Here is a 22,456-nt window from a genome sequence, read left to right as displayed (position 1 = left end):
AAAGAAACAGCAAGCTTAGGATGAATCCAAACTTGTTGATTTTTACCTTCTCCTTTTTTTCCACAAGATGATAAACCTCAACTCTTGTTTTATCAGACAAAAGCTCTATGTATTCATTTGTTCTATCCTTTTCAAACCAGCTATTGGGGTTTTTATACTTTCCTGTTTTATTTTTGTATGCTCTCGCTAATTTAGTTGCGTTGATATAGCCGTCAGAATGGCGTTGAGTTACTACTAATTCCCCAACAGAGTGTTCAATGTAGTGCATTCTAATTTATCCTTTTTTAAATAATTTACTTAATTTGTAAAATAACATTTGTTTATAATAAATAAAAGCAAATATAGGTAGCATTTTCCGAACTGAAAAGTTCGTCAACCACTAATCATAGAATAAAGTTTTGCTGTGGGGATAATTTACTGTAATTTTAATCTATGAAAAAATATTATTGATATCGAGCAAGTATTATTAATTAGCCATAATAAAATATTTTCTCTGATAAATTTCTCCACTGCTCCCTGTTCCCTGTTCCCTGCTGCTTAAAATTTTTATGGTGGGTATTCAAAGATACATGGTAAGCATTTCCTGCGGAATGCTGCGCAAACAGCTATTAGCTGTCAGCTCTTAGCTCTTATGAGGGGATTTTAATATATAGATTTAAAGGCAGCTTTTAGGCGTAAAATTTAATTCTCATTCAATGAGTAAAGCTTTTATCTATAACTAAAAATAAGCAATAGCTGATGGCTGATAGCTGACGGCTGAATGCTTACGATACATGATATGACACGAATTAACTCTCCTTTGAATATCTCAAATCCGCTAATAACTTTATGAATACAATGAGCAAAATTTTCCCAATAATGCTCGTATAGACAAATAATAATTCCAGCATAATTGGGATAGACTTAACAAAGTCAGAAGTCAGAACTCAGAACTCAGAAGTCATTTTTGTAACGGGAATCTGAGCAAAGCTCCAAAAATATTTCGCCTTAAAAGGCGGGGTTGCGCGACCCATATTATTTTGATAATGTGATTTTATATCTGTACGATTTAGAGTTAAAATCCTATGATTTTATTTAATGGTAAAAACCAAAACTTACTCATAATGAAAGTGATGATTAAGTAGGTAGTTAAACAATTAATAATTAATAATTAATAATTAATTATTACCTCTCTTTGAAAACGGATAGGATTGACTCAAAGGAAAAATTTTTCTTGTTTATCCTTGAAAGGAGAGGCATTTTACCTTAATTATTCGGTAAAACTAAACGTAAAATAACTACAGCAAGTAAATTTCATCAAACTATTATGAATTCTAACTTTTTCTTTAACCCATCCCTGTCAAGACTCCCCTTAATACATCTGCACTTACCCGGTCTGTAATCTTGACCACACCCACCCCAGTCGGTAAGACAAACCTAACTTTACCCGCTTTTACCTTTTTATCCGTCTGTAAAGAAACCAAAATTTCCTCAATATCCAACCCACTCGGCAACCTCGTCGGTAAACTAGCTTTTTCAATCAAAGCTAACTGACGGCGATCGCTCTGTTCATCCCACATCCCCAACTCCACCGCCAACCGACTCGCAGCCACCATCCCAATAGCTACTGCTTCACCATGAGTCACCATAGTATAACCAGTCAAACTTTCCACAGCATGACCAATAGTATGACCGTAATTCAAAATTGCCCTTAATCCCGATTCTTTTTCATCTTTCTCTACCACATCAGCTTTACTTTGGCAAGACCTAATCAAGATTTCCTCTAATAACCCTGGCGTGAGATGATTAATTTCATCAAGCTCCTGACTATTCTCCATTTTGGCAAATAATTCCGCATCCCAGATAGTTCCATATTTAATAACTTCTGCCATTCCACCCCGAAACTCACGCACAGGTAAAGTTTTCAATACTTCCGGGTCAATTAATACGAGACGTGGTTGGTGGAAAGCGCCGATGAGATTTTTACCTTGGGGATGATTGACTCCCGTTTTTCCCCCAATAGCAGCATCCACCATTGCTAATAGAGAGGTGGGAACCTGCACTACATTCAAACCTCGCAACCAAGTCGCTGCTGCAAACCCAGTCATATCCCCAACTACCCCACCACCCAGGGCGACCATTGTCGAAGACCGTTCCATACGGTGTGCTAAAGCTGCATCGTAAATATTATTTAGGGTTTGAAAGTTTTTGTATTGTTCTCCAGCAGGGAGGGTGCAGTGAGAAACATCAAAACCCGCTTGTTGGAGAGAAGCGATCGCTCTTGAGCCATAATGACCAAATATTTCTGGGTTGGAGACCAGCAAGACCTTTTTGCCCAAGTTGAGGGGTTGCATTTTTTGGCCAAGTTTGTCGAGGTTGCCAGGGGCGATCGCTATTTCATAAGATTTGGAGGGTAGTTGAACGGTGATGGATGCCATGGATAATTTCAGACTTTGCTATTTTGAACATTAAATATTAGACTTAATTTTATATTATTCGCCATTTTGGAGAAAAGTTAATGACTGTTGATGGAATTATTGCTTTCGTTGTATTGTTTGTTGGTGGTTTAGGTGTAGCTACAGTTTTAATGTTTGGCTTGCGTGCTGTTAAGTTAATCTAGAATTTTATGTTAAGCATTCAGTAGTCAGCCATCAGCTATCAGCTATTGGTTTTAGTTTTAGATAAAAGCTTTAATAATTGAGTCGGAATTAAATCTTACTACAAAAGCTGGCTATATTAATTGAAACCTCCTTATGAGAGCTGAGATCTAATAGCTGTTTCCGCAGCATTCCGCAGGAAATACTTACATTTTATGAGTTCTCCCGTTAGACGTTTTTTAATAGTTTAGCGGGAGTTTATAAGATACAAAAATCAAATATGAAAATCAAGTTACTGATTTAAAATTATTTTATGAGGATGATTATTTTGAGTGCTTAGAAAAGATAATTAAACTGCTAAATAATTGTCAATTAGAGAGCATAGATTATGATAATTTAATTGCAGAGTTAGAAGCCTTGGGTAGAAGTTAAAAAAGCACGGTTGAAAGTTTCGTGATTTTAATTATTCAACATCTTCTATTTTATCAATATTGGGAAAAGGAAAGAGATGATAATTCTAGACATTGGCAGACAGAAATTTTAACATTTCGAACTCAGTTGGAACTAAAACTCACAACAAATTTACGGAATTATTTAGTTAATAGATTAGATTATCTTTATGGTAAAGCCAGAAAAATTGCTCAAGTTAAATCGGAACTGAAATTACCAGAAATTAACCCTTATACTCTCGAACAAATACTTGATGAAGATTGGCTGCCAGGACAAATTATAGATTAGAAGCTACCATCGGTTTAGTTATTTTGATTTATAAAATTATAGATATGCACGAATACACAATTATTGGTTACGACAGAAAAAAAATTATTACTCCTTAGCATTTTTGAGTGGAGTTTTAAGTCCATTTTTCGTAAGTTGGATGAAACAAGTATTAAATCCTAGTTAAAGTAGCTCAAAAACTTGAATCTAAACCTTAGAAAAAAGTTGATTTAGTTCCATTTAGCACCGCTGTATTATCAATGCAAATCAAGCTCCTTGTTTACAGAATTTTGTATATAGAACCCATTTGGGATCTCCTGACCTAATCATAAGCCTTACAGTTTCTTGGTTTAATCATTATTGGCATAAATAGTTACTAAAGGCTATTACCTAGACCTAAATTGCTCAAGATATTAGCTACTTCAGAAGCTAATTTAGCTTGAAAAAGATACGGTTAGGGGTTCTATAGAAACTATAGATTTTCTATATGCGGGACACGGTGTTTATTGCGATTGAGACATCAATGTAAGAATGATTGCAGCCAATTCATAATAGTTTTACTAATTTTATTTTCTAACAATACGCTTTCAACTATTTTATTTTTTCTGGAACTTGTCTAAATTAAGTTATATACTGTATTTGATATTTGACATCTCAAAAGCGGAAAACTCAGACAATACTATTTTTCCTTCTATTGTAGATAACTAAAGTCTTATTCCAACTTCGGTCTGGCAATATAAATCAGGACAAAACATAATTTAGTTAATCCTTAAAACTTAGTTTTTGAAGGTAATAGCTAATATCAAATATGGATAATTGATGAAAAAACTATACAAGGCAAATCTCCCTACTCCTCACTCCTTACTCCTTGATTTATAGCAGTTGCCATAACTGTATTTGACATCTCAAAAGCTAAAAACTCAGACAACGCTATTTTTCCTTCTATTGTAGATAACTAAAGTCTTATTCCAACTTCGGTCTGGCAATATAAATCAGGACAAAACATAATTTAGTTAATCCTTAAAACTTAGTTTTTGAAGGTAATAGCTAATATCAAATATGGATAATTGATGAAAAAACTATACAAGGCAAATCTCCCTACTCCTCACTCCTTACTCCTTGATTTATAGCAGTTGCCATAACTGTATTTGACATCTCAAAAGCTAAAAACTCAGACAACGCTATTTTTCCTTCTATTGTAGATAACTAAAGTCTTATTCCAACTTCGGTCTGGCAATATAAATCAGGACAAAACATAATTTAGTTAATCCTTAAAACTTAGTTTTTGAAGGTAATATCTAATATAAAATGTGGACAATTGATGAAAAAACTATACAAGGCAAATCTTACCGAATAATTAAAGTTTAAAGCCTCTCCTTTCAAAGAGAAATAAGAAAAAATTTTCCTTTCAGTCAATCTTCATTGCTTTTAGGGAGAGGTAATTATCAATTATTAATTATTGAATACTCCCTACTCCTCACTTCTTGATTTATAGCAGTAGTCATAACTGTATTTGACATCTCAAAAACTGAAAACTCAGACAAGGCTATTTTTGCTTCTATTGTAGATAACTAAAGCCAACTTCGGTATTTTTTCTTCCTTCTTCCTTCTTCCTTCTTATCCCAATTTCCAAAGCTTAACAGTTTGATCGAAACTACCACTAGCTAAAATTTCTCCATCAGAACTAAATGCAACGGAATTAACCCATCGAGAATGCCCTTTTATAGTGCGTAAAAGTTTCCCTGTTTCTAGATGCCAAATTTTGATAGTATGGTCGCTACTTGCACTAACTAAAGTTTGATTATCTGGGCTAATAACTACAGAATTAACATCATTAGTATGACCGCGTAAAGTGCGTAAAATTTTTCCTGTTTCTAGTTGCCAAATTTTAATATTTTTATCGCTACTACCACTTGCTATTTTGTCGCCATCAGGACTGACAGTCACAGATAAAATTCTGCCATGATGACCGACTAATGTGTAAATTTCTGTTCCAGTTTCCAGATTCCAAGTTTTAATATTATTCTGACTTCCTGTGACTAATATTTTCCCATTCAAACTAATATCAACTGCATAAATACTGTCAGAATGACCGCGAAAAGTATGTAGCATTTTACCTGTAGGTATATGCCAAATTTTGATGGAATCATCGCTACTGCCACTCACTAATTTTTCTCCATCAGGACTAATAGCAATAGAAGTAACTCGCATAAAATGACTTTGCAAAGTTAGTTCTGTTTCAGTTGCTAAATGCCAAATTTTTATCGTCCCATCATAACTACCACTAGCTAATATATTTCCATCTTGGCTGAGAGCGATCGCTACTACATCATTAGTATGGCCTTCAATTATACCTAATTCTTCTCTTGTTTCTAAATTCCAAACTTGAATAGTACCATTACCATTACCACAAGCTAAAATTTGACCGTCTTGACTAATAACTACAGAATAAACTCTTTCTGAATCTGTATTAAAAGTTTCTTCTAAGGAAACTCCATTGGGCAGACTTAACTTTAAATATTTGGGATGAATCCGAAAATAACCAACAAAATGACTACCTCCTATAGCGAGGATGAAAATTATTCCACCTACTAGAAATTTGCCTTGATTTTTAGAGAAAAATTTCTCTAGATTATCAGATTTAATTTCCTTTGACCGCTCTGGAGAAAATAAACCGGAATTAAATTGTTTTGGCAAATGACTAATAATTTGAGTAGCGCCAATCCCCAGAAGTAAAATTGCACTACCTAATAAGAATTTGCTTTTTAATGGATGATATTTTTTTTGTATCAAAGATTGAGATAAATCATCTTTTATCTGTCTCCACTGATGTAGAATAGTCTGATAATTTTCTGGATGTTGTTGTGAAATTAAGTCATCAATAAAATCTACTAATTTTGGGGATATTTGAGAAACTTTATCTCGCCAATTTAAGGTCTTAGTATCAGAATTTAAAAATGTAGATGCAGGCTGACCAGTTAGGAAGTAAATAAACATATATCCGAGAGCCACAAAATCAGATTGTGCTGACTGTAGCTCTAGAGAAAAATTAGTTAATGTTAATTGCCCATTGGGACGGAGAATAATATTACTAGGTTGAATATTTTGATAGAAAAATTGTTTTTCGTGTAATAAGTCTAAGATTTCTATGAGTTGATTTAACCATTCAACAGCTAATTCTTGATTAATGGGTAAATTGTTTTTTCCCAACCAAGTTTGTAGATTTTCTCCAGGAACTTTTTCTCTAACTAAACAGTGTAATTTTTGATTACTGTTTCTCGGTATAAATGTAAAATAACTACCAGGTTTGACTTGAGGAATTCCAGGATGATTCAGTTGCGCTAATATTTTGGCTTGTTGTTGAAATTGAGAGACAGATTCAGGACTATTTATATGTAATACTTTGAGAATTTCTGTGGTTTCTTCTCTTTTAACTTCATAAATAGTTCCCCAGTCAAGAACCCTAAGTTTTTTGACAGCTTGATATTGTCCTTCAATTAATAATTTGGAGCCACAAGCTGTACAATATAAAGGATTATTCTGATTTTCTGGGTAGAAGCAATTAGGATTAATACAGTAGCTCATAATAGCTGTCTAATTCAGTAGAGCTTTTTTTGGTGTTTGAAAATCGAGTGAAGCTTAATGATTAAGCTAAGACGCATTTAGATTTTATATTCTCTGTTAAGCTAATATACACTTATTTTGAAAATAGTAAAAATAACAAATAAGATATTTCCAGCTACTATTACTATTTTTAAAGTTAATATCTATAGCAGGGAACAGTGGTGCGACCCCGCGTCGGCGTTTTGCTGCGCAAAAATGCTGCGCAGAATTCCGTAGGAAAAAGCTTTAAGTCCTCTGTAAGAGGCAAGGTATTCTCGCCATGGGAACGCTGACCAAGAGAGGGAACGCGCACTCCTGTGAAAGAACAGTGGGAAAAATATTTCCCCTGATTCGGAGCATTATGAGTCTATGTCCTCACCTACCTGTCTATTGCTATATAATTCACAATTTAAATGTACAATAATTTAGGGAATGACCAAAATAAAGAGATAAATTTTTTAAAGCCTAAATAGCCGATTAGACTTTAAACTTATCTAACTATAATATTTGTCTACGTTATATTTCGTATGTATATAAAATATTTATCAGGTAATCAAAATGTTTTGCCGAGTTACATCAATTTTTTGTCACATATTCAGTGGCAACTCAGAAACTAAATAGTCAACTTATAGTCTAACTTCTAATTAAAATCATACCTAACCTAAGCAATCAGCCACTTTAGGCATTAATATCATGTCCAGATAATTAGTGATCAAAAAAAACTTTCTTCTCCTTCTCCTCTTCCCTCCTTCTACTACTGACTCCTGACTCCTGACTCCTCTATTTATAACTGTTTAACCGGACATGATATAACTCAAAATTATTATAGTATCGTAGTATAGTCTTTATTGAATCGTTAGTTTCATTTCAGCGCATTCTACATTATGCTACGCGTAACATAATATTTGTAAAATAGTAGTTTTATAGCTAAAGTTTAAATAATTTGACCATCCTTAACTAACACCAGATATGATTGAATTAAACTATAGTTACCTAAACGCATCAGAAGGCCAGCACTATAATCTATGATGAGCGTGTCTGGATGAATGATGCGTGTATAATTATGATTCGATGTCATAATTAGACACAAATATTAATAGTTTATCCAGTATAAATTTTAGGTAAATTTAGTTATAATAGTCAATGTAGTCAAGGAATTAACAATAACTTTGCTAGTAATTGAGGCCAAATTAAAAGGCAGTCAAAATCAGTACAAAGTTTTAGATGAAATGATTCTCACAGGTCAATTCATCAGAAACAGTTGTTTGCGCTACTGGATGGATAATAAAGATGTTAAACGCAATGACTTACAAAAGCTTTGTTCTGTACTAGCAAAGGATAGTAATTTTCCTTGGGTGAAAAAGTTAAACTCTCAAGCAAGACAAGCATCAGCCCATAGAACATGGCAATCAATACAACGATTCTACAAAAATTGTAGACTGAAATTACCAGGTAAAAAGGGCGATCCAAAATTCAATAAATTCACTCGTTCAATAGAGTACAAATCAACAGGTTATAAGCTATCTCCAGACAGAAAGAAAATTGAATTTAAAGATGGTTTTCAAGCTGGTGTATTTGAATTGTGGACAAGTCGCGATTTAGTCTGGTATTCAGAGCAACAAATAAGTCGTGTAAGAGTTGTGAGACGAGCTGATGGTTATTATTGTCAATTTCTAGTAAATGTAGAGAGAAAAGAAACTCATAATTTTCAAGGCAATGTCGTAGGAATAGATTTAGGTTTAAATACTTTTTATACTGATAGTAATGGTAATGTTGTAGATAATCCTAAGTATTTAAGGAAGTCGGAAAAACGACTAAAAAAGCTACAACGGAAAGTATCGCGCCGCCACGAGAAAGGAAAAAAGGCACAATCAAATAACTACCACAAAGCCAGAAAGAAATTAGCCAGGCAGCATCTCAAAATCAGTAGACAGCGTAAAGACCATGCAGTAAAGACTGCACGGGCGTTAATCCAATGTCACGATTTGGTAGTATACGAGGATTTGAACATTGCTAACCTAGCTAAAAATCATCACTTAGCTAAATCTATATCTGATGCAAGCTGGTATCAGTTCACCGAATGGCTGGAATATTATGCTAAGTTGCATGGAATTGCTTGCATAGCAGTACCTCCACATTTCACATCTCAAAATTGTTCCAATTGTGGTCAGACTGTTAAAAAATCTTTGTCTGTTAGGACTCACAAATGTCCGCATTGTAGTTATATTGCTGATAGAGACCACAATGCAGCAAGGAACATTTTAGCTAAAGGTTTAGAAATGCTAGGAGCAATAGTCAACAGTACCGAGGGGCACTCGGAATCTGGGGGAGACCCAAAAGCTACGGGAGAGTCCGACCTCTGGTTTGGTAATAGTGATATTGTCCATCTAAGTCATCTCTGTGAGCGTAGAATCATCAATGATGAGAATCCCGCATCATAATCTCTGATTTGATGCCGGGAGTATGTCAATTATTTACCTATTCTGTTTTACCTATTCTGTAAAAGTTGCCTCTGAAAACTCCTAAGAGAACATCATGGCCTATTACAAATCCATCTTTTCTATCATTACGTCCTTGACTTTCCTGTACTCTTCTGCGACCCCGAGTAGAGCTATCGTAGATGATTACAGTACAGGAGAATTAAATAATCGTAGCTTTACAGAGGCAGAAAATTTACAATCAACCAATCAGATTAATTATCCAGTATCATTAACCAAATCTTCATTTCCTCTGTATATTGCTCAAGATACTGATTCAGAGGCCAATAAATCTCAAAATAACAATCAAAAAGAATCGAAATCCTCGGACTCAAAAGTTCCGAAAGCTATTCGTGTCATACTCAAGGCTCTAGGAGGACGAAAAGCACTATTTATTTTAAGCATAACATCAGTTCTTGTCACTGGTACAGCAGTATTTATCTTACTTAAGCTTTTTGACGATCATCAACCTAAAGACTTAGATCCAGAAGACTTACAATCTCAAGATCAAATACCAAAAACAACTTCAACTGATTTAAATTTAAAGGCTAACGATTCCGAACAGTCCCCCTCTAAATGGCCTAGATTCCCAGAAACCTCTTATTTGGCCAATAAAAACAATTCTTTAGATTCTTTTGTCCCCCCATTACAGAAGTCTGGAGAAAATACTTCTGTAGAAATTTCAAAACATAGTTTAAAATCCCATAATTTAGATATTAAAGCTGAAAATTTTTCTACAATTGAGAGTGAAGAAAATAACCACTATGAGCGACCAGAAAATAAAGTGAATTTATCACAAGCAAATAATCAACATTCTACAGTTGAAGACTCTAGAGATATTACTCTGCCAAATAACTATCCTTTACCAGAAGTTAATGTTGTTGAAGAATTAATTAGTGGTCTACAAAATTTTGACCCGAAAAAACGGCATAATGCTATCTGGGAATTAGGTCAAAGAGGAGATTCTAGAGCTGTTCAACCATTAGTTAATTTACTGATAGATTCTGATTCTAAACAGCAAAGTTTAATTTTAGCGACTCTCTCAGAAATAGGAACTAAAACGTTAAAACCAATGAATAGAGCTTTAGCAATGTCAATGCAAAATGACAATGCAGAAGTCAGAAAAAATGCTATCCGAGATTTAACTCGAATTTATGAGTTAATCATTCAAACAACTAGCTTATTGCAACAAGCAGAATATGACCCAGACCCTGAAGTTGAAAAAACAGCAAAATGGGCTTTAGAACAGTTAAATAGAATTCGTCCAAGGTGAGTTCAACAATTAACAATTAATAATTAATTATTAATTATTACCTCTTCTGTAATAGAAGGATTGGCTAAAAGTATTTTTTTTCCTTATCTTGGCCGATGGTTGGCCAGCGAGGAGACCCGAAGAGTGACAGAGCCGCTACCTCTTACAGAGGAGCTTTCCTATGGTCATGCTGCGCAAACGCTAACGCTAATGCCATCCCACCCTTCGGGAATCTCCAAAGATCGACCGCTTTTTCTCCATGAATGGAGAGGCTTTATACTTTAATTTTTCGGTAACCAAAAACCAATTCGTCCCCAACGACGAAACGCAAAAGCAATTTCCTGAATGCTTGGTGGAGGAGAGTCTGGCATTAAAAAATTCAACATAATTACCGAAAAATTGTGGGTATGCGCCTCCCTTTTTAAAGGGATAAAAAAAGAGACTATTCCTGATGTCAAACCTCCTTATTGCAGAGGTACTGATAACTGATAACTGATAACTGAAATGATCGGTCTTATCAAATTATCTTTAAGGTAGATCGCAAGGAATAAATTAAGTTAAAACTCCATTGATTTGAAGCCACCACTTAAGACTTATATTATGTCCGGTAGCATCGGTATTGTATAGCAAAGGAAGGCAACAGGCAACAAACAGGAAGGCAATTGAGCAAGAAAAAAACTTAAATTTCCTGTAGATATCCACGCTAACTTTTACACAAACGATACCAACGGACATGATATTATTTATATTTCCACAAAAATTGTACAAAGGTAATATATCAAGTGGACTGTGTTGAACTCAAAAATTAGGATTATAATAGAATATTTATAATTCTAAAGTAGTATTAGAGAGGGGCCACATTTTCGTGGCTAGGAATGCCTATCGAAACCATCTACGGAAATCTTCAAGGTCTAAAATCTAGCCAACTTAAACAACTGCAAAGGTTGTACCATCAGCGATTACCAAGCGATTGCCTAACTACCTCAGAATTTGCCCAAAGAGTCGCCTCAATCAGCAAAGAAGTTGGCCAACCAGTCTGTGTTTATGTCAATCGTAGAGGAAAAATTATCCGGGTAGGAATTGGCACACCCCGCCAAACCCAAATTCCTCCTCTAGAATTACCCCGTTACGGTGCAAGTCGCCTTAGTGGTATTCGTTGCATCGCTACTAACCTGAAACCAGAAGTGCCTTCAGAAGCGGCTCTGACTGCAATGGTGATTCAACGACTTGATGCTCTGGTGGTGCTTACCCTCACAGGTGAAGGATTTAAACGCAAGGGGGGTGGAGCTACTGGTTACATTAAACAAGCTTATTTAGCTCACTTGTTACCTACTCAAACAGATCGGACAGATACCAATATCCAAGAATTACCGTTTTGGACGGTATCACCCCCTCTGAGTCTGGATATGCTTGCTAAACAAGACTTTATTGACTTGATTGATGGATTAGAAGCAGAATTTGAAAGAGAATTTATTGCTCAAGAAGTTGATTCTGACCAAGATAAGGTTCTGTTGGTGGGACTAAAAACAGACAAAATGAAGGATAGGGAATTTGAAGATGGGTTAGCAGAATTAGCTAGACTTGTTAATACTGCTGGAGGTTTGGTATTAAAGACAATGCAACAGAAGCGATCGCAACCCCATCCTCAAACTGTGGTGGGAGAGGGTAAAGTCCAAGAAATTGCTCTGACTGTTCAAACTGTGGGAGCTAATTTAGTTGTATTTGACCGCGACCTTTCTCCTGCTCAAGTTCGTAACCTAGAAACTAAGGTTGGTGTGAGAGTTGTAGACCGTACTGAAGTTATTCTCGATATTTTTGCTCAACGCGCTCAGTCTCGCGCCGGAAAATTACAGGTCGAACTTGCTCAACTAGAATATACTATCCCGCGTCTTACAGGTCGAGGTGAGGCAATGTCTCGTCTTGGTGGTGGTATTGGTACTAGAGGACCTGGTGAAACTAAGTTAGAAACGGAACGTCGGGCAATTAATGCTCGAATATCTCGGTTGCAGAAAGAGGTAAATCAGTTACAAGCACATCGTTCCCGTCTACGTCAACATCGTCAAAGTCAAGAAGTACCAACGGTGGCAATAGTTGGATACACTAATGCTGGTAAGTCTACATTACTGAATACACTTACTAAATCAGAGGTTTATGCTGCAGACCAATTGTTTGCAACTCTAGACCCTACTTCTCGTCGTCTGATTATTCCTGATGCAATTACGGGTAAGCGAATTCCGATTGTGATTACCGACACAGTGGGATTTATTCACGAACTCCCACCTACCCTAATTGATGCTTTTCGGGCAACCCTCGAAGAGGTGACAGAAGCAGATGCTTTACTTCATGTTGTCGATCTGTCTCATCCTGCTTGGCAAAGTCAAATACGTTCTGTGATGACTATTTTGGCGGAAATGCCAGAAACTCCAGGACCTGCTTTAGTTGCTTTTAACAAGATCGATGAAGTAGATGGAGATACTTTAAGATTTGCTCACGAAGAATATCCGATGGCAGTATTTATTTCTGCTGCTAAAGCTCTAGGTTTGGAAACTTTGCGTCAACGACTTGCACAACTTATTGATTATGTTATTGCTTCTTGAACAAGTAGAAATTAAGATAAAGCATTGACTACTCCCCTGGCTAAAGTCGAGGGGATTCTAAGCAGATACTACGCAACAGGATAAATCCGTGTTGCTCCGTCTATTCTTAGCTGACCAAAGATAAACTCTCTGGGGACAAGTCAAAGTGCCCCTACACAGTTGGCTTAAGTTTAACCTTAGCTTTCTGCTTACTTTTGTGATTATATTTGCAGCCCCATTACAGTCTGCATTAATTAACCAATTATTACTACTTTTATACAAACCACGCTTTATTCTTTTTCCTGACGGTTTCCAATCATTGGGTTTCTCACCATAAATAGGCAGATCGTCACCATCTAAAAATGAAGCGACACTTGTATAACTCTCTTCTGTTTCTATAAATATTATTCCATATTCAGAGCATAACTGAGCTATTCTTTCTTTCAGTCTAGCTGTGGGAATTGGTACAAATTCTGAATTACTTTTTTTTCCTAATTCTATTTGATTTTTCTGACCTTTATTCCAACCAAAAACAATTGTACCAATAGAATTTTCTAAACAATGATTAATCACTATCCTGGCTGCTTTATTAATTCCATCACGGATTTGGCGGTTACGCTTTTCTGTAATGGCAGCTAGTTTATTTGACCAAAATCCAGTCGGTTGATTTTCTTTAATAGTTGATACTTGTTTGTTGTACCAACGATTCATTGATTTAATCTGTTTCCCATCTACAATTAAGCTAGTATTTACATTGGATACACAGGTCAACCAATTATTTAAACCATGGTCAATTCCTAATACATTTTCTTGATTTAATTGAGGTTTAACTATTACTTCTCTTTCATAAACAAATTCCCAATAAAAACATCTGTTTCTCGGTAATATTCTCAGTTCTTTAAGAGATAAAAATTCAAGATTACTTGGCATAGGAATATAAAAGCAATCTAGACCAAACCAGCGCTTACAGGTATTACCTAGTGGTATTCTAATTTGATTATCTTTAAGTTTTAATGCTTGTTTGGGATAGCTAACTGTAGCCATTCCCCCTTTTTTTCTATAGTTAGGAATCCTTGGTCTGTGTTCGATTGTACCTTCATTATAGGCTTTTATTAGACCATAATAAGAGCGAAATGATTCCGCTACAGTTCTCAATATTTGTTGTGCTGCTTGAGAATGTAAAACTTTATAGTGATTGTTCTTTTTGTATACCTTTTCTAAGTCATACTTGCCAATGCCTTTTTGAGACTTAAAATATAGTTGCCTGGCATAATATATTCCCATGTTAGTTAGCTTGTGAGACTGTTCGCACAAGAATTTTAAGATAGCAATTAATTCAGGATTTTTACCTGCTAAAACTTGCTGACAAGAGTACATTTGAAACAGGCGGACCGAAAACTTATTGTTGATCATAGTAACAGAGGGCTACTTTAGTTGTCTAGTCTAAATAACTCCCTTGTTTTCATCCCCACGGTTCAAACACGGGGCCTTCAACGTGGCTTTTCGGTCAAATAAAATACATCGGATTAAAATCCGACTCCTCGCCTTTCATCCATCGCTTAAAAGACGATGGCTTTCATGCTCCCGTGTTATTTAGGTAAGATAATGAGGTTAAAATAGCACGAAAACTTTTCCCTATTCCTTAACCTCAACATTTAGAATTTTTCAGTAGGCTTAAAATCTAAAATATAATTTTTTTCAGAGCAAATTAATATTAAAATTGTTAAAGAAATATTTTATATAGAAAATCTAATCTATAAATATGGCAGCTAACATAGAAATTTACACTTGGTCAACTTGTCCATTTTGCATCCGCGCTAAAGCTCTGTTAGATAAAAAGCAAGCAGAATATCAAGAATATACTATAGATGGTGATGATGTAGAACGAGAAAAAATGGCTAAAAGAGCTAATGGCCGTCGCTCTTTGCCTCAAATCTTTATCAAAGACCAACATATCGGTGGTTGTGACGATCTATATGAACTAGAGGACCAAGGTAAACTAGACCAATTACTAGAAGTTTAGTATAGTTTTCTATTTCTGTAGTTATTGATTATTTTGTGGCTGGTTCATCTAATTGGTTAAGACTTATTAATTTAACCAGGACTTACCCACGGAAACTAAATGTAGTGAGGGCGAATGGCATTCGCCCCTACTATTGCAACATTTTAGCTGTGTCAAAGCACTACTATTAAAAATATTTTGAAATAATAAACCAAATAAAGATGAAATTTGCATTCATCATAGACCCTATAGAACGACTCAACCAAGTTCACGATAGTACCGTTGCACTGATGGAAGCTGCTCAAGAACTTGGTCACGAAGTTTGGATAACGGAAATTAACCAATTAAGTACTATTGAAAGTAAAGCTTGGGCAACCCTCAAGCGGGCACATTTAATGCCAGTTGAAAGGGTAGAAAATCATTGGGTTGCTAGTAACCCTTGGTATGATTTGGGAAAAGCGATGCTACAACCATTGGAGTCAATGGATGCTGTATTTATGCGCAAAGACCCACCTGTAACAATTCCTTATCTCTATGCTACTTATATTTTAGACTATATTAATCCAGAAAAAACTTTAGTCATAAATTCTCCTCAAGGGTTACGCGCTGCTAATGAAAAAATGTATGCTTTGCAATTTAAAAAGGTAATTCCAGAGACAATTGTTAGTCAAGAAAAAGAGGTAATTAGAGAATTTTTAGAGTCACAAGGAGCAGCAGTTTTGAAACCTTTGGGAGGAAAAGCTGGGGAAGGAATTTTATTTTTAGAACCCACAGATAAAAATTTTAATTCCCTAATAGAAATTAGTACAAAACAAGGTAGAGAACCTGTGATGATTCAGAGTTATTTACCAGCAGCAAAAGAAGGAGATAAGCGAATTATTATGCTTAATGGTAAGTCTATTGGAGCAGTAAATCGGATTCCTACTGGTAAAGAATTTAGAGGAAATATGGCAGTAGGTGGGCGAGTTGCTCAGACAGAAATTACGGAACGAGAATCTGAAATTTGTGAGTATTTAGCACCTAAATTAATAGCAGATGGTTTATATTTTGTTGGTATAGATGTAATTGGTGGTTATCTGACAGAGGTTAATGTTACAAGTCCAACAGGAATTAGAGAAATTGATTTATTTGATAATGTTAATCTGGGGAAACAAGTAATAGAATGGGTAATTGATCGAGTTAAAAGTCAAAAGTCAAAAGCGAGTGTGTAATTCTGAGGGTACCTCAGAATTACACACTCAAGACAGTCAAAAGTAATAATTTGTAATTCCTGTATTTGAATTTATCTGGATTTGTATTTTGCCAGAGCTATTAATTAATATCCTAGAGTCTAAATATAATAGTTAAGAAGTAATATCACAATTAAGTAATTATTTCTTATTAAATTTAGTAGGGTTTTGGTCTCCAAACCTTGAAAATAAAGTACAATTTTGAGAAAGTAAACAGCTCATCTGGCAATATTCAACAGTGGGTTGGCAGGATGTTTAATTAATTTTGCTTAGATACTTAAATATAATTTCAGATTAGTTATAGTTATAAAAAATTAAGGTATCACTATCCTAAATGATTTTTATAAATTCCAAACTTGATAAAAATTATCAAATATTCCTCTGTTAGCTCTTGCCTAAAAAAAACAAATATTTTTTTACAGGAGTTAATAAAATAGAACTGCTATAAGTATTCTTTCCTAACTTATATTGTGTTTCCTTGAATGCTTATAATAAACAATTGATGATTTTTATAACTTTGTAGATTGGGTTGACGCAGGAAACCCAACAATAATAGATACCTGTTGGGTTTGGTCTCACTTGCAAACCTACGGTATTATAACTTAGCTAAGTAGGTAGGTAAAATTAAATAGAAAATGATTGTTGAGACGGAAAACCGGAAAATAAGAACTGTGGATAGTGATTAAACAATTTCTCTCAGCTCACGTGGCATTTGCCTATTGATTTTATTTTTTTTTACCTAATAATTAATAATTACAATTAATAATTAAATAATTCAGGTTAAAAGCTTCCCCTTAAAAGGGGAAAAAAATAAATTTTTTCCTTCTTGGTCAATCCTCTCCCTAAAAGGGAGAGGTAATTATCCATTATCCATTATCCATTAATGAAACCTACCTACTTACTAAAAATTTACCTTCTTCCTTCTTACTTCTTCCTTCTTACTTCTTATAAACAATGAACAATCAAACTATTGGCGTAGCAGTTATCGGTACAGGATTTGGTCAAAAAGTACATATACCAGGTTTACAAGCACATCACAAAACTCAAGTATTAGCTGTCTATAACCCTGATTTAGAAAAAGCTAAATCAATTGCATTAAGCCATAATATACCTCATGGTTGTAATACTATAGAGGAAATTATTTCTATACCTGAAGTTGCAGCAGTAACAATTTCTACTCCACCATTTTTACACTATGAAATGGCAAAAAAAGTCTTATCCGCAGGCAAACATTTATTGTTAGAAAAACCCACAACTTTAAAAGTAGAAGAAGCCCAAGAATTATATCAAATTGCTGCTACTAATAGATGTGTAGCAACTATGGATTTTGAATTTCGTTATGTTCCTGCTTGGCAACTATTTGCAGAAATTTTAGCCGATGGATATGTAGGAGATAAACGCCTAATAAAAATTGATTGGTTAGCATCAAGTCGCGCTAACCCAAGTCGTCCTTGGAATTGGTATTCTCAAAAGGATAAAGGAGGTGGTGCATTAGGAGCGATCGCTTCTCATTCTTTTGATTATATTAACTGGTTATTTGGACCTACGAAAAAACTTTGGGGACAACTGAATACTTCAATTAAAACTCGTCCTGACCCCACAGAGGATAACAAGTTAAAACCAGTAGATGCAGATGATACTTGTAATATTATGCTAGATTTGGCGGACGGTACTCCCTGTCAAATTTGTATTAGTTCTGTTACCTATCAAGGGCGTGGTCATTGGGTAGAAGTTTATGGTAGTAAAGGTACACTAATTATAGGTAGCGATAATCAAAAAGATTATGTACATGGGTTCAAAGTTTGGGGTTCTCAAAATGGGGAGACTTTAGTAGAAATAAAAGTTCCTGACAGATTAGAATTTCCTCAAATTTATCCTGATGGTAGAATTGCACCTTTTATTCGAGTAGTTGATAATTGGGTAAAAGCAATAGAGGTCAGAAAATCTGTAGTTCCATCTCTGAGAGAAGGTGTTTATTCTCAGTTATTAATGGATTTAACCCATGAATCTAATATGACAGGTAATTGGGTCAATGTGCCAGATTTAGATAAATTATTGGCAAATAGTAGTAGCTTTTAACTGAATGTCGTCGCGGGGTCGCACCACTTTGTCAAAGGGACATCTCCTGTAAAATATTTTAATTAAGCTTATTATTCGTAATATTCTTTGTTCAAATTGGTATAATAGACATCTGGTAAAAATCAAAAATAAAATCAATTCTTATCCATAAATATTCAAATATTTCTTTCTGTTCCCTATTCCCTATTCCCTTAATATTAGCTATCTCTAATAGCTGGTGCAGTTGCCAAACTGACTGCTGCCTTTTGCATAATTTCTATATCTGACTTTGACCAGGAGCGTGCATCCTGACATTGATGAGCAACTAGCAACCCCCATAACCTCCTAGAATTAAGAATCGGCACTACTAAATTAGCTTTAACCCTTATACTACGGAGAAAATCTCGATGGCAAGGATGTATTGCTTCTAATTCAATATCTTCGATCACTCGGACTCTTCCCTCTTGATACATAGCAGCATATTCATCATTAAAACATTCATCAGCTCCTGTTGAACCATAAATTGATAGTTCCTCATCACTCAAAGACTCAAATGTTACTTGTCCTTTCCACTCACGATAAAAATAATATAATACTACTCTTTCTGATCGAATATAGCCTCTAATATTATCAAGAGTTTCTTGGATAAAAGTGTTTCGAGCTACATTTTGAGCAAGGCGTTTTGTTAGTTTTTCTAAATCCGGGTCAGTATGAGACATATTAGGGCGATTATTACACTCTTTATTGTTACTATTAGCCATGCTCTGTATCAGTTAACTTACAATTTTTAAAGCTTATATCGGTTGAAAATTTTGACTAGCAGATCGGTCATCTTTATTTTATGCTCATAACTTAGTTTGACTCATTTCAAATTTTTTTGCCATGGTTATTTGTCAGAGAATTTGATAATTTTCATCAGCACTATTATTCGGTAATTAAAATGAAAAATTTTAAACGAAAACCTCAAAAAACTTTTGTAAGAAAAATCGGTCCTGTAGACTTTATAATTTCAGGAATGACTCGCTTTGAGTGGAGTGATTTTTACCATTGGTTAATACAAATTTCTTGGCAAAAGCTATGGGGAATAATCATTAGTTTTTATTTAATAATTAATATTATATTTACATTTTTATATTTGGCCAGTAGTAATGGAATTGCTAATGCTCAACCTGGTTCTTTTAGTGATGCTTTTTCTTTCAGCGTACAAACCATGGCCACTATTGGTTATGGCGCGATGTACCCGACAAATACTTATACCCATATTTTAGTAACTATAGAAGTTTTTATTGGTCTAATTGCCATGGCAATGATTACAGGACTAATGTTTGCCCGTTTTTCTTTGCCAACTGCGCGGGTACTTTTCAGTAAGGTAGCAGTTATTTCTCCTTACAATGGTATTCCGACTCTTATGTTTCGTATTGCCAATCAACGCCAAAATTGGATAGTAGAAACTCAAGTGAGAGTAACTTTATTAATGGATAAAGAGGTTTCTGCTGAAGGACATTCTTTACGAAGATTATGCGATTTAAAATTGGTTCGTTCTCAAACACCAATGCTTGCTCTTACCTGGTTAGTAATGCACCAAATTGATGAAAATAGTCCTTTATATAATTGGTCTGAAGATGATTTTAAGAATTTAAATAATCAGGATATGCGATTTTTTATAATGCTTACGGGATTAGATGAAACTGTTTCTCAGACTATTCATGCTCGTCATATTTATACATTAGACCAGATAATGTGGCATCAGCGTTTTGTTGATATAATGTTTACTTCTGCGGGTGGTCAAAACTATGTTGATTACTCACATTTCCATGATGTTATGCCTTTAGAAATAAGTAAAAATTGACTGAAAATTCAGAAATTAAAGTATGAATGAATACTGATAAATACTGGAAAATCAAAAATTTTTGCCAAACTAAGTTTTTTGTGGTTTAATCATCAAGGGTTATTCACTTGATAAAATATATATTCCGGAATAGTTTATGACAGATACAGTAGGTACAACAGAAGCAGCTTTTCTTCTCAATATTTCTACCGCCAGACTCAGGTTACTTCTCAGGCAAGGTCGCCTCAAAGGAGCCAAAAAGGTCAAACGATTCTGGATAATTCCTTTGAATAGTCGGGGAATGCCAGAAATTACTCCAGGTCGTCGAGGTCCTCAAGGAACTTGGAATAAAGGATTTCGTACAGGCAATACTTTTATCCATGTGCTACGAAGAGAAATTGACTATAACCGAGACAATGGCACATCTTTACCAGCGATATCTGTAAAACAGGGAAACAGAAATTATCGTTGTCACGAAGTAGAGATTCTGGGAAACTGCAAAATCGTGTATCGTCCTCATAAACCTAACAAGAGTCAAGCTGGTGGTGCTCGCCTGTGGATTGAGGTAGACCCTGATATTCAAATAATTCGCAAATCTTTCCTAGATACAGAGCCAGAGGAAAATAAACCTAAAGGTTTTGGTTAGCTTTAAGTCTGATTGTTAAGTTCAACCGAATTTTTCTCTATTTCTCTATTTAATAGTAATAGTATCGGTGTTGCCTTCTTTGACTTTTGGGCTAACACTACAGATTCTTATGGAAATGATTCTGATATTTCTAGCAGTACCAAGCTGCCTCAAAATCCTCTTCCCTATTCCAAACCTCTTCCTCCTCCTGCGATATTGGTAATATTTTTTTCTATCTTCATACTTAAATCTAACCAAGTTGACCGAGTAATAGGAGCGCTAGTAGAAACATAATCGACACCTGTTTCAGCCACATTTCTAATAGTATCTAAAGTAATATTTCCAGAAGCTTCAATTTTGATACGATTATTGTTTTGCCTAATCATTTTAACTGCTTGCTGCATTACTTCAACAGACATATTATCCAGCATAATAATATCTGCCTGATACTCCAAAGCAGTTTCTACTTCTGCCAATGTTTCTGTCTCCACTTCAATAGTTAAAGGATAAGGTATTGTTTCTCTGACCTTAGCGATCGCTTTCCCAATACCTCCAGCAGCAGCAATATGATTATCCTTAATCATCACCGCATCATCCAAACCCATGCGATGATTTTTTGCCCCACCAACTTGAGTCGCATATTTTTCTAAAATTCTCAGTCCTGGAGTTGTTTTGCGAGTATCAACCAGTTGCACCGACAGATCGGCAATTTTATCTGCATATTTACGAGTCATAGTCGCTATCCCACTCAAACGCATCCCTAGATTTAAGGCCACCCTTTCCCCAGTCAATAAACTATCTAAAGGCCCATCTAATTTAGCGATTACAGTACCCGACTCGCACCATTCTCCTTCTGTAACAGTAGGTAAAAAGTTGACCTTTTCATCCAAAAGTTGAAATACTCTAGCTGCAATTGGTAACCCCGCAATAACTCCTGATTCCTTGACCAACCAATAACCGGCACCTGTAATTACTTGGTCTGTTGAAAATAACCCTGCAGTAGTGCGATCACCCCTGCCAATATCTTCTAGCAGCCAATTTTTTAATAAGTTGTCTAATATTATGTTTGGAGGTATAACAGATTGCATATTGTTACTGAAATTTTATTCAAAATTACTGGCAGAGTAGCTCCCACCTAATATCAAATCCGGTTGAATACTTATTATATAGTTGGGAGTAGGGGAGTGGGAGAGTGGGAGAGTAGTGGAGAAGAAATATTCAAGTAATTTAAGAAATTATAAACAGATATTAAACATCTACTCCACGCATAGGGAGTAGAGAGTAAAGGGAAAGAAATAAGAGTGCGATAATTGATTTGATTTTTTATTATTGGAGATGTCTATCATATAACTAGATTCTATGTGCAATTAACCGTATTTGATATAAAATATTTAACACAGCAAATATCAACTCGTCCATTTTTTGAATCTATATTCGTTTACTCAACAAGGTTAACTTTTTCTCCCATAACTAACTCTAAATTCAATTTTTGATGAATTCTACTATAATTAAT

At 35.0% G+C, this 22,456-nt stretch carries 16 protein-coding genes and 2 pseudogenes; 10 read left to right on the top strand and 8 right to left on the bottom strand.

Annotated elements, in window-relative coordinates:
* Window positions 1-2 precede the first annotated feature (2 nt).
* Together D5R40_RS06175 and aroB are read right to left on the bottom strand one after the other, a co-directional pair.
* Window positions 3-268 (bottom strand): annotated as a pseudogene (locus tag D5R40_RS06175) (KilA-N domain-containing protein); the annotation flags it as partial.
* 1,057 nt (window positions 269-1,325) lie between these two features.
* Window positions 1,326-2,417 carry a 3-dehydroquinate synthase gene (gene aroB / locus D5R40_RS06170; RefSeq protein ID WP_124144713.1) on the bottom strand — a complete coding sequence of 364 codons (1,092 nt, stop codon included), beginning with the start codon at window positions 2,415-2,417 and terminating at the stop codon, window positions 1,326-1,328.
* A gap of 80 nt (window positions 2,418-2,497) precedes the next feature.
* Between aroB and petL the strand changes: the two genes are divergently transcribed.
* Both petL and D5R40_RS06160 read left to right on the top strand, forming a co-directional pair.
* Window positions 2,498-2,599, top strand: a complete 102-nt coding sequence (gene petL, locus D5R40_RS06165) for a cytochrome b6-f complex subunit PetL (RefSeq protein ID WP_124144714.1) — start codon at window positions 2,498-2,500, stop codon at window positions 2,597-2,599.
* 250 nt (window positions 2,600-2,849) lie between these two features.
* A pseudogene (locus D5R40_RS06160) lies at window positions 2,850-3,314 on the top strand (DUF29 domain-containing protein).
* Window positions 3,315-4,910: 1,596 nt separating this feature from the next.
* On the opposite strand, the gene D5R40_RS06155 reads toward D5R40_RS06160, so the two are convergent.
* Window positions 4,911-6,878: a WD40 domain-containing protein gene (locus tag D5R40_RS06155; protein ID WP_124154370.1), complete on the bottom strand. Its 1,968-nt coding sequence runs from the start codon at window positions 6,876-6,878 to the stop codon at window positions 4,911-4,913.
* A 952-nt stretch (window positions 6,879-7,830) separates the two neighbouring features.
* Window positions 7,831-7,974, bottom strand: coding sequence for a hypothetical protein (locus tag D5R40_RS34705; RefSeq protein WP_161564940.1), 144 nt, complete (start codon window positions 7,972-7,974; stop codon window positions 7,831-7,833).
* A 91-nt stretch (window positions 7,975-8,065) separates the two neighbouring features.
* Between D5R40_RS34705 and D5R40_RS06150 the strand changes: the two genes are divergently transcribed.
* Together D5R40_RS06150 and D5R40_RS06145 are read left to right on the top strand one after the other, a co-directional pair.
* Window positions 8,066-9,337: an RNA-guided endonuclease InsQ/TnpB family protein gene (locus tag D5R40_RS06150; protein WP_124154369.1), complete on the top strand. Its 1,272-nt coding sequence runs from the start codon at window positions 8,066-8,068 to the stop codon at window positions 9,335-9,337.
* A gap of 94 nt (window positions 9,338-9,431) precedes the next feature.
* On the top strand, window positions 9,432-10,646 hold the full coding sequence (locus D5R40_RS06145) for a HEAT repeat domain-containing protein (RefSeq protein WP_124154368.1): 1,215 nt from the start codon (window positions 9,432-9,434) through the stop codon (window positions 10,644-10,646).
* A gap of 260 nt (window positions 10,647-10,906) precedes the next feature.
* Here the strand turns inward: D5R40_RS06145 and D5R40_RS39200 are convergent, their stop codons facing one another.
* Window positions 10,907-11,011 (bottom strand): DUF3611 family protein, encoded by a 105-nt coding sequence (locus D5R40_RS39200; protein ID WP_240038927.1) that lies wholly within the window; start codon window positions 11,009-11,011, stop codon window positions 10,907-10,909.
* Between the two features lie 489 nt (window positions 11,012-11,500).
* Here D5R40_RS39200 and hflX point away from each other — a divergent pair, with 489 nt between their 5' ends.
* Window positions 11,501-13,222: a GTPase HflX gene (hflX, locus tag D5R40_RS06140; RefSeq protein ID WP_124144717.1), complete on the top strand. Its 1,722-nt coding sequence runs from the start codon at window positions 11,501-11,503 to the stop codon at window positions 13,220-13,222.
* A gap of 57 nt (window positions 13,223-13,279) precedes the next feature.
* Here hflX and D5R40_RS06135 read toward each other — a convergent pair whose 3' ends face one another.
* Window positions 13,280-14,578, bottom strand: coding sequence for an RNA-guided endonuclease InsQ/TnpB family protein (locus D5R40_RS06135; RefSeq protein WP_192901269.1), 1,299 nt, complete (start codon window positions 14,576-14,578; stop codon window positions 13,280-13,282).
* Between the two features lie 385 nt (window positions 14,579-14,963).
* Here D5R40_RS06135 and grxC point away from each other — a divergent pair, with 385 nt between their 5' ends.
* From grxC to D5R40_RS06120, 3 genes are all read left to right on the top strand, one after another.
* Window positions 14,964-15,224: a glutaredoxin 3 gene (grxC, locus tag D5R40_RS06130; RefSeq protein ID WP_124144718.1), complete on the top strand. Its 261-nt coding sequence runs from the start codon at window positions 14,964-14,966 to the stop codon at window positions 15,222-15,224.
* 200 nt (window positions 15,225-15,424) lie between these two features.
* A complete protein-coding gene (gene gshB / locus D5R40_RS06125) occupies window positions 15,425-16,414 on the top strand; it encodes a glutathione synthase (RefSeq protein WP_124144719.1) in 990 nt (329 codons plus the stop codon).
* Between the two features lie 972 nt (window positions 16,415-17,386).
* A complete protein-coding gene (locus D5R40_RS06120; protein ID WP_124144720.1) occupies window positions 17,387-18,511 on the top strand; it encodes a Gfo/Idh/MocA family protein in 1,125 nt (374 codons plus the stop codon).
* Window positions 18,512-18,708: 197 nt separating this feature from the next.
* Here D5R40_RS06120 and D5R40_RS06115 read toward each other — a convergent pair whose 3' ends face one another.
* A complete protein-coding gene (locus tag D5R40_RS06115; protein WP_124144721.1) occupies window positions 18,709-19,251 on the bottom strand; it encodes a GAF domain-containing protein in 543 nt (180 codons plus the stop codon).
* 179 nt (window positions 19,252-19,430) lie between these two features.
* Between D5R40_RS06115 and D5R40_RS06110 the strand changes: the two genes are divergently transcribed.
* A complete protein-coding gene (locus tag D5R40_RS06110; protein WP_124144722.1) occupies window positions 19,431-20,339 on the top strand; it encodes an ion channel in 909 nt (302 codons plus the stop codon).
* A 136-nt stretch (window positions 20,340-20,475) separates the two neighbouring features.
* Window positions 20,476-20,964: a DNA-binding protein gene (locus tag D5R40_RS06105; protein WP_124144723.1), complete on the top strand. Its 489-nt coding sequence runs from the start codon at window positions 20,476-20,478 to the stop codon at window positions 20,962-20,964.
* 164 nt (window positions 20,965-21,128) lie between these two features.
* Here the strand turns inward: D5R40_RS06105 and nadC are convergent, their stop codons facing one another.
* On the bottom strand, window positions 21,129-22,031 hold the full coding sequence (gene nadC, locus D5R40_RS06100) for a carboxylating nicotinate-nucleotide diphosphorylase (protein WP_124144724.1): 903 nt from the start codon (window positions 22,029-22,031) through the stop codon (window positions 21,129-21,131).
* Between the last annotated feature and the right edge of the window lie 425 nt (window positions 22,032-22,456).

Source organism: Okeania hirsuta (assembly GCF_003838195.1).
Classification (GTDB): Bacteria; Cyanobacteriota; Cyanobacteriia; order Cyanobacteriales; family Microcoleaceae; genus Okeania; species Okeania hirsuta.
The sequence above is the reverse complement of the archived record's forward strand: the minus strand, read 5'-3'. Positions and strand labels throughout refer to the sequence as shown.